Raw genomic sequence first — 8231 nt, 5'->3', positions numbered from 1 at the left:
CAGGCGGGCGACAACGTCGGCGTGCTGCTGCGCGGCACCAAGCGTGAAGACGTCGAGCGCGGCCAGGTGCTGTGCAAGCCGGGTTCGATCACCCCGCACACCCACTTCACCGGCGAGATCTATGTTCTGAGCAAGGAAGAGGGTGGTCGTCACACGCCGTTCTTCAATAACTATCGTCCGCAGTTCTACTTCCGTACCACGGACGTGACCGGCTCGATCTCGCTGCCCGAAGGCACCGAGATGGTGATGCCGGGCGACAACGTGTCGATCACCGTCAAGCTGATCTGCCCGATCGCGATGGAAGAAGGTCTGCGCTTCGCGATCCGCGAAGGCGGCCGAACCGTCGGCGCCGGCGTCGTCGCCAAGATCATCGAGTAATCCGCTCGCTGATTGCCAGAACGGCGCGCCCGCAAGGGTGCGCCTTGCAGTTTCCGCTGCAGGGGTATAGCTCAACTGGCAGAGCGTCGGTCTCCAAAACCGAAGGTTGGGGGTTCGATTCCCTCTGCCCCTGCCACACTTTTCCGGGTGTTTCCGCAATGGCCGATAAGTTGAAATTCGCGCTGGCTCTGGCACTGCTCGCCGCCGGTGTGGTCGGCTTCTATCTGCTGTCCGAGCAGGCTCTGGTCCTGCGCGTGCTCGCTGTGCTCGCCGGTGTCGCCGCGGGCGTTGCGGTCGCTTCGTTCTCCGCTCCGGGGCAGCGTTTCATCGGTTTCGCGCGGGAATCGGTTACCGAAACCAAGAAAGTCGTATGGCCGAGCCGCAAGGAGACCGTGCAGACGACCGGCCTGGTCTTCGCTTTCGTGGTGGTGATGGCGGTCTTCCTGTGGTTCGCCGACAAGACCCTTGAATGGGTTCTTTACGATCTCGTCCTGGGCTGGAAGTGATATGACGAAGCGTTGGTATGTGGTGCACGCCTATTCGGGCTTCGAGAAGTCTGTGCAGCGCGCGCTGGTGGAACGAGTCAATCGCGCCGGCATGCAGGACAGCTTCGGCCAGATCCTGGTGCCGGTCGAGGAAGTGATCGAGATGCGCGGTGGGCAGAAGACGGTCACCGAGCGCAAGTTTTTCCCCGGGTATGTGCTCGTCGAAATGGAAATGAACGACGAGAGCTGGCATCTGGTGAAGTCGACACCGAAAGTCACCGGCTTTGTCGGCGGGACTGCGAACAAGCCTGCTCCGATCTCCGAGAAGGAGGTCGAGAAGATCATGCAGCAGATGCAGGAGGGGGTGGACAAGCCGCGCCCGAAGGTGCTGTTCGAGATCGGCGAAGTGGTGCGGGTGAAGGAAGGTCCGTTCACCGATTTCCACGGCTCGGTGGAAGACGCCAACTACGAAAAGAACAAGCTGCGCGTGTCGGTGACCATTTTCGGTCGCGCCACGCCGGTGGAACTGGATTTTGCCCAGGTCGAGAAGACCTGAGCAGGGCGGCAGGCCTCAGGGCCTGCCGTAGCCCGTTGACCTGGTGATCGGGCGCGGGCGATGCGAGGAGCGTCGGGCGCGATGCCCGGTGCGCTAGCACTCAACACAGGAGCGAGCCGTCATGGCAAAGAAAATCATTGGTTACATCAAGCTGCAGGTGCCGGCCGGCAAGGCCAACCCCAGCCCCCCGATCGGTCCGGCGCTCGGTCAGCGCGGTCTGAACATCATGGAATTCTGCAAGGCCTTCAACGCCAAGACCCAGGGTCTCGAGCCGGGCCTGCCGATTCCGGTGGTGATCACCGCGTTCGCCGACAAGTCCTTCACGTTCATCATGAAGACGCCGCCGGCGACGATCCTGATCAAGAAGGCGGCCGGCCTGCAGAAAGGCTCGGCCAAGCCGCATACCGACAAAGTCGGCAAGATCAGCCGTGCTCAGGTCGAGGAAATCGCCAAGACCAAGATGCCCGATCTCACCGCTGCCGACATGGAAGCCGCCGTGCGCACCATCGCCGGCTCCGCCCGCAGCATGGGCATCACTGTGGAGGGGCTGTAATCATGGCGAAACTGTCCAAGCGAGTTCAGGCGCTGCGCGCCAAGGTCGATCGCAATCAGGCCTACCCGGTCGCTGACGCCCTGCGTCTGGTCAAGGAGTGCGCCACCGCCAAGTTCGACGAGTCGATCGACATCGCCGTCAACCTCGGCGTCGATGCACGCAAATCGGACCAGGTCGTGCGCGGCTCGGTCGTGCTCCCCGCGGGAACCGGAAAGTCGGTGCGCGTGGCGGTGTTCGCCCAGGGTGAGAAGGCCGAAGCTGCACGTGCGGCGGGCGCCGACGTGGTCGGTTTCGACGACCTCGCCGAGCAGGTCAAGGCCGGCAACCTGGATTTCGATATCTGCATTGCCACGCCCGACGCCATGCGCGTGGTCGGCCAGCTCGGCCAGATTCTCGGTCCGCGCGGCCTGATGCCGAACCCGAAAGTCGGGACGGTGACGATGGATGTGGCGACGGCAGTGAAGAATGCCAAGGCCGGCCAAGTCCAGTACCGCACCGACAAGGGCGGCCTCGTGCATGCCACGATCGGTCGCGCCTCGTTCGAAGTCGAAGCGCTGCAGCAAAACCTCAGTGCCTTCATCGATGCGCTGGTGAAGGCCAAGCCGGCCGCCTCGAAGGGCGTCTATCTGCGCCGTATCGCCGTCTCCAGCACGATGGGTGCCGGGGTGCGGGTGGAAACGGGCAGCGTCAACGCTGCATGATTGCCGCGCCGCGGGCCTCTGTGCCGGCGGCGCCGAAGTACTTTGGGCCGAGCCTGCCCGCAAGGGCGGGCGCGGATCGTCAAAGACCGCAGGTGTGAGACCCCGAGGGGAATCGCTTAAGCATTTCGATGGCCTGCGCAGACGGTGTACCCAGAACAGGATCTGGCCCGCTGGGCCGCACTCCTGATCCAGGTCGCCGTGGGTGCGAGCCGCAGCATGTGGCTCGTGTGTTGACTTGAAAGGAGGAAAGACCCATGGGTCTCAATCTCGATGACAAGAAAGCCGTAGTGGCTGAGGTGTCGGCACAGGTGGCCAATGCCCAGACGATCGCGGTGGCCGAGTATCGCGGCATTGCGGTGGGCGATCTCACCGTGCTGCGTGCCAAGGCCCGCGAATCCGGTGTCTATCTGCGCGTGCTGAAGAACACCCTGGTGCGTCGCGCGATCGCCGGTACCCCGTTCGAGGGGCTGGCCGAGCAGCTCACCGGGCCGCTGATCTATGGCGTTTCGCAGGATCCGGTCGCGGCTGCCAAGGTGCTCAACGAATTCGCCAAGACCAACCCCAAGCTGGTCCTGAAGGCGGGTTCGTACGCCGGCAATACGCTTGATCTCGCCGGCGTGCAGGCCTTGGCCTCGATCCCGAGCCGTGAAGAGTTGCTCGCCAAGCTGCTGGGCGTCATGCAGGCGCCGGTTTCCGGCTTTGCCGGTGCGCTCGCCGCCCTCGCCAAGAAGCGCGAGGAAGAAGGCGCTGCCGCTTGAGTGCTGCACCCCGCTACGAAAATTTTCTGACAAGTATCGATTCTGGAGTGATTTGAAATGGCAATCAGCAAAGAAGACATCCTGGAAGCCGTTGCCGGCATGACCGTGATGGAACTGAACGACCTGGTCAAGGCGTTCGAAGAGAAGTTCGGCGTGTCCGCTGCCTCCCTGGCCGTGGCTGCCCCGGGTGCCGGCGCCGCCGCTCCGGCCGCCGAAGAGAAGACCGAGTTCGACGTCATCCTCACCGGTGCCGGCGAGAAGAAGGTCGAGGTCATCAAGGTCGTCCGTGCCGCTACCGGCCTGGGCCTGAAGGAAGCCAAGGACCTGGTCGATGGCGCGCCGAAGGCCGTCAAGGAAGGCATCGCCAAGGCCGACGCCGAAGCGCTGAAGAAGCAACTGGAAGACGCCGGCGCGAAGGTCGAGATCAAGTAATCCTCGCCTTCCCCGCGGGGCTGGCACTCTCGGGAGTGCCGGCCCTTTCGTGCTTTCTGAACGAGATTGCGGCGACCGCAGCGATGATCGAAGGCAGATCAGAGCGTTTGCGCCGCCCCAGGCGCGCCCGATGACGGCGCCCACGCAGCGAACGTTGTGTCCTGTCTTTCCGATGTTAGCCCTCTAGCCGGAGCATCCATGGCGTATTCCTACACCGAAAAGAAACGTATCCGCAAGAGCTTCGCCAAGCGCGCGGCCGTGCTCGATGCGCCTTTCCTGCTCGCCACCCAGATCGAGTCGTTTGCCGAGTTCCTGCAGGCCGAAACCCTGCCGGAAGTGCGGCACAACCAGGGTCTGCAGGCCGCGTTCACCTCGATTTTCCCGATCTCGAGCCATAGCGGCAATGCGCGCCTCGAATTCGTCCAGTACATGCTGGGCGAGCCGGCCTTCGATGTGAAGGAGTGCCAGCAACGCGGGCTGACCTTCGCTTCGCCGCTGCGCGCGCGCGTGCGTCTGGTGATCATGGATCGCGAAGCGCCGAAGGAAACCATCAAGGAAGTCAAGGAGCAGGAAGTGTACATGGGCGAAATCCCGCTCATGACCACCACCGGCTCCTTCGTCATCAACGGTACCGAGCGCGTCATCGTGTCGCAACTGCACCGTTCGCCGGGGGTGTTCTTCGAGCACGACCGCGGCAAGACGCACTCCTCGGGCAAGCTGCTGTTCTCGGCGCGGATCATTCCCTACCGCGGCTCCTGGCTGGATTTCGAATTCGATCCGAAGGACTACCTGTACTTCCGCGTCGACCGTCGCCGCAAGATGCCGGTGACGATCCTGCTGCGCGCGATCGGCCTGACGCCCGAAGAGATCCTGGCGACTTTCCACGACACCGATACCTTTCATCTGCAGTCCGATGGCGCCCAGTTCGAGCTCGTGCCCGAGCGTCTGCGCGGTGAAGTGGCCCGTTTCGACATCACCACCGCCGATGGCCGGATCATCGTCGCGCGTGAAAAGCGCATCACTTCCAAGCACATCCGCGAGATCGACCAGGCCGGCGTGAAGACCATGGCGGTGCCGGACGATTTTCTCCTTGGCCGCGTGATCGCCAACAACGTCGCCGATCCGGCGACCGGCGAAGTGCTGGCGCGGGCCAACGACGAGATCACCGAGGATCTGCTCGACAAGCTGCGCCTGGCCGGGATCACCGAGCTGAGCACGCTGTACATCAACGATCTCGACCATGGTGCTTACATCTCGCAGACCCTGCGCATCGACGAGACTGCCGACCAGTGGGCGGCCAAGGTCGCCATCTACCGCATGATGCGTCCGGGCGAGCCGCCCACCGAAGATGCCGTCGAGGGCCTGTTCAACGGTCTGTTCTACGCCGAGGAACGCTACGACCTGTCGTCCGTCGGGCGCATGAAGTTCAACCGCCGCGCCTACCCGGAAAAGATCGACGACAAGGCGCCGGGCTGGCTCAAGCGCTTCTACGAACGCGTCGGGGCGCAGGGCGAGGACGGCCCGGGCGTGCTGGTGAACGAGGACATCCTCGCGGTGATCGGCGTGCTCGTCGAGCTGCGCAACGGCCGGGGCGAGATCGACGACATCGACCACCTCGGCAACCGCCGCGTGCGTTCGGTCGGTGAACTGGCCGAGAACCAGTTCCGCGCCGGCCTGGTGCGGGTCGAGCGCGCAGTGAAGGAGCGCCTGTCGCAGGCCGAGTCCGACAACCTGATGCCGCACGACCTGATCAACGCCAAGCCGATCAGCGCCGCGATCAAGGAGTTCTTCGGCTCGAGCCAGCTGTCGCAGTTCATGGACCAGACCAACCCGCTGTCCGAGATCACCCACAAGCGCCGCGTCTCGGCGCTCGGTCCGGGCGGTCTGACGCGTGAGCGCGCCGGTTTCGAAGTGCGCGACGTGCACCCGACGCACTACGGCCGGGTGTGCCCGATCGAGACCCCGGAAGGTCCGAACATCGGCCTGATCAACTCGCTCGCCGTCTATGCGCGCACCAACCGCCACGGCTTTCTCGAGACCCCGTACCGCAAGGTCAATGACGGCAAGGTCACCGACCAGATCGACTTCCTCTCCGCGATCGAGGAAGGCCAGTACGTGATCGCCCAGGCGAACGCCGAAATCGACGACGCGGGCATGCTCGCCGGCGACCTCGTGTCCTGCCGCCACAAGGGCGAATTCCTCCTCGCCACCGCGGATCAGGTCCAGTACATGGACGTGGCGCCGGGCCAGATCGTGTCGGTGGCGGCGTCGCTGATTCCGTTCCTCGAGCACGACGATGCCAACCGCGCACTGATGGGCGCCAACATGCAGCGTCAGGCCGTGCCCTGCCTGCGCCCGGAGAAGCCGCTCGTCGGCACCGGCATCGAGCGCCGCGTGGCGGTCGACTCGGGCACTGCGGTGCAGGCCACCCGCGGCGGGATCGTGGACTACGTGGATGCGAACCGGATCGTGATCCGGGTGAACGACGACGAGACCCTGGCGGGCGAAGTCGGCGTCGACATCTACAACATGATCAAGTACACCCGCTCCAACCAGAACACCAACATCAACCAGCGTCCGGTGGTGAAGGTGGGCGATCGCATCGCCCGCGGCGACGTGGTGGCTGACGGTGCATCCACCGACCTCGGCGAACTGGCGCTGGGCCAGAACATGCTGGTCGGCTTCATGCCGTGGAACGGCTACAACTTCGAAGACTCGATCCTGATCTCCGAGCGCGTGGTCGCCGACGACCGCTTCACCTCGATCCACGTCGAAGAACTCACCGTCGTCGCCCGCGACACCAAGCTCGGACCCGAGGAGATCACCCGCGACATCGCCTCCCTGGGCGAAGCGCAGCTGTCGCGCCTGGACGAGTCGGGCATCGTCTATATCGGTGCCGAAGTCGAGGCCGGCGACGTGCTGGTGGGCAAGGTCACGCCGAAGGGCGAAACCCAGCTCACGCCGGAAGAGAAGCTGCTGCGCGCGATCTTCGGCGAGAAGGCCTCCGACGTGAAGGACACCTCGCTGCGCGTGCCCTCGGGCATGGTCGGCACCGTCATCGACGTGCAGGTGTTCACCCGCGAAGGCATCGAGCGCGACAAGCGCGCGCAGTCGATCATCGACGACCAGCTGCGCAGCTTCAAGACCGACCTCGCCGACCAGATGCGGATCGTCGAGCGCGACGCCTTCGCCCGGATCCGGCGCATGATCGTCGGCCAGAAGGCCAACGGCGGACCGAAGAAGCTGGCCAAGGGCAGCGAGATCTCGGACGCCTATCTGGACGGCCTCGAGCTCTATCACTGGTTCGACATCCGCCTCGCCGACGAGACTCTGGCGGTGCAGCTCGAAGCCGTGCGCGAAGGCCTGGAAAACACCCGCAAGGACTTCGAACAGGCCTTCGAGATCAAGAAGAAGAAGCTCACCCAGGGCGACGAGCTGCCCCCGGGTGTGCAGAAGATGGTCAAGGTCTATCTGGCGGTGAAGCGCCGCCTGCAGCCGGGCGACAAGATGGCCGGCCGTCACGGCAACAAGGGCGTGGTGTCGAAGATCGTTCCGGTCGAGGATATGCCGTACATGGAAGACGGCACTCCGCTCGACATCGTGCTGAACCCGCTCGGCGTGCCGTCGCGGATGAACATCGGCCAGATCCTCGAGACCCACCTCGGCTGGGCGGCGAAGGGCCTGGGGCAGAAGATCGACAAGATGCTGCAGGCCAAGGCTTCGGCCGACGAGCTGCGTGGCTTCCTCGATCAGATCTACAACAGCAGCGGCAAGGCCGAGGATCTCGCCGGCTTCTCCGACGGGGACGTGGCCGATCTGGCCTTCAACCTCAAGAAAGGCGTGCCGTTCGCGACCCCGGTGTTCGACGGCGCGAAGGAAGAGGAAATCCGTCAGATGCTCGAACTCGCCGGCCTGCCGGTGGGCGGCCAGGTCACGCTGTACGACGGCCGCACCGGCGAAGCGTTCGAGCGCCAGGTCACGGTCGGCTACAAGCACGTGCTCAAGCTGCACCACCTGGTCGACGACAAGATGCACGCGCGCTCCACCGGCCCGTACTCGCTCGTGACCCAGCAGCCGCTGGGCGGCAAGGCGCAGTTCGGCGGCCAGCGTTTCGGTGAAATGGAAGTGTGGGCGCTGGAAGCGTATGGTGCGGCGTACACGCTGCAGGAGATGCTCACGGTCAAGTCGGACGACGTGACCGGCCGGACCAAGGTGTACGAAAACATCGTCAAGGGCGAGCACAAGATCGATTCCGGCATGCCGGAGTCCTTCAACGTGCTGGTGAAGGAAATCCGCTCGCTTGCGATCGACATCGATCTCGACCGCAACTGAGCCGGACCCGCCAACCCGCCTGAGATTGAACCCCGG

Annotated in this window: 7 protein-coding genes, 1 tRNA gene and 1 pseudogene; all 9 read left to right on the top strand. The window is 64.3% G+C overall.

Annotated features, from left to right (window positions below; all coding sequences use genetic code 11):
* Positions 1 to 378: pseudogene (tuf, locus tag MXC99_RS05195) on the top strand (elongation factor Tu); the annotation flags it as partial.
* A gap of 60 nt (positions 379 to 438) precedes the next feature.
* Positions 439 to 514 (top strand) — tRNA-Trp (locus tag MXC99_RS05190).
* A gap of 22 nt (positions 515 to 536) precedes the next feature.
* The gene (gene secE / locus MXC99_RS05185) at positions 537 to 884 is read left to right on the top strand and encodes a preprotein translocase subunit SecE (RefSeq protein ID WP_247724453.1); all 348 of its coding nucleotides are present in this window, start codon (positions 537 to 539) and stop codon (positions 882 to 884) included.
* A gap of 1 nt (position 885) precedes the next feature.
* Positions 886 to 1419, top strand: coding sequence for a transcription termination/antitermination protein NusG (nusG, locus tag MXC99_RS05180; RefSeq protein ID WP_247724452.1), 534 nt, complete (start codon positions 886 to 888; stop codon positions 1417 to 1419).
* A gap of 121 nt (positions 1420 to 1540) precedes the next feature.
* Positions 1541 to 1972 carry a 50S ribosomal protein L11 gene (rplK, locus tag MXC99_RS05175; RefSeq protein WP_075148054.1) on the top strand — a complete coding sequence of 144 codons (432 nt, stop codon included), beginning with the start codon at positions 1541 to 1543 and terminating at the stop codon, positions 1970 to 1972.
* 2 nt (positions 1973 to 1974) lie between these two features.
* A complete protein-coding gene (gene rplA / locus MXC99_RS05170; RefSeq protein WP_247724451.1) occupies positions 1975 to 2673 on the top strand; it encodes a 50S ribosomal protein L1 in 699 nt (232 codons plus the stop codon).
* Between the two features lie 254 nt (positions 2674 to 2927).
* Entirely contained in the window at positions 2928 to 3431 is a 504-nt protein-coding gene (rplJ, locus tag MXC99_RS05165) for a 50S ribosomal protein L10 (RefSeq protein WP_075148056.1), read from the top strand.
* Between the two features lie 57 nt (positions 3432 to 3488).
* Positions 3489 to 3863 carry a 50S ribosomal protein L7/L12 gene (rplL, locus tag MXC99_RS05160; RefSeq protein WP_107221698.1) on the top strand — a complete coding sequence of 125 codons (375 nt, stop codon included), beginning with the start codon at positions 3489 to 3491 and terminating at the stop codon, positions 3861 to 3863.
* A 198-nt stretch (positions 3864 to 4061) separates the two neighbouring features.
* Complete coding sequence (gene rpoB, locus MXC99_RS05155) at positions 4062 to 8195, top strand: DNA-directed RNA polymerase subunit beta (protein WP_247724450.1); 4134 nt, start codon at positions 4062 to 4064, stop codon at positions 8193 to 8195.
* Positions 8196 to 8231: the final 36 nt, after the last annotated feature.

The sequence above is a fragment of the Thauera aromatica genome (genome assembly GCF_023093595.1).
GTDB classification, from domain to species: Bacteria; Pseudomonadota; Gammaproteobacteria; order Burkholderiales; family Rhodocyclaceae; genus Thauera; species Thauera aromatica_A.
Note: the sequence above shows the minus strand (reverse complement) of the source record. Positions and strands in the feature narration are given on the sequence as shown.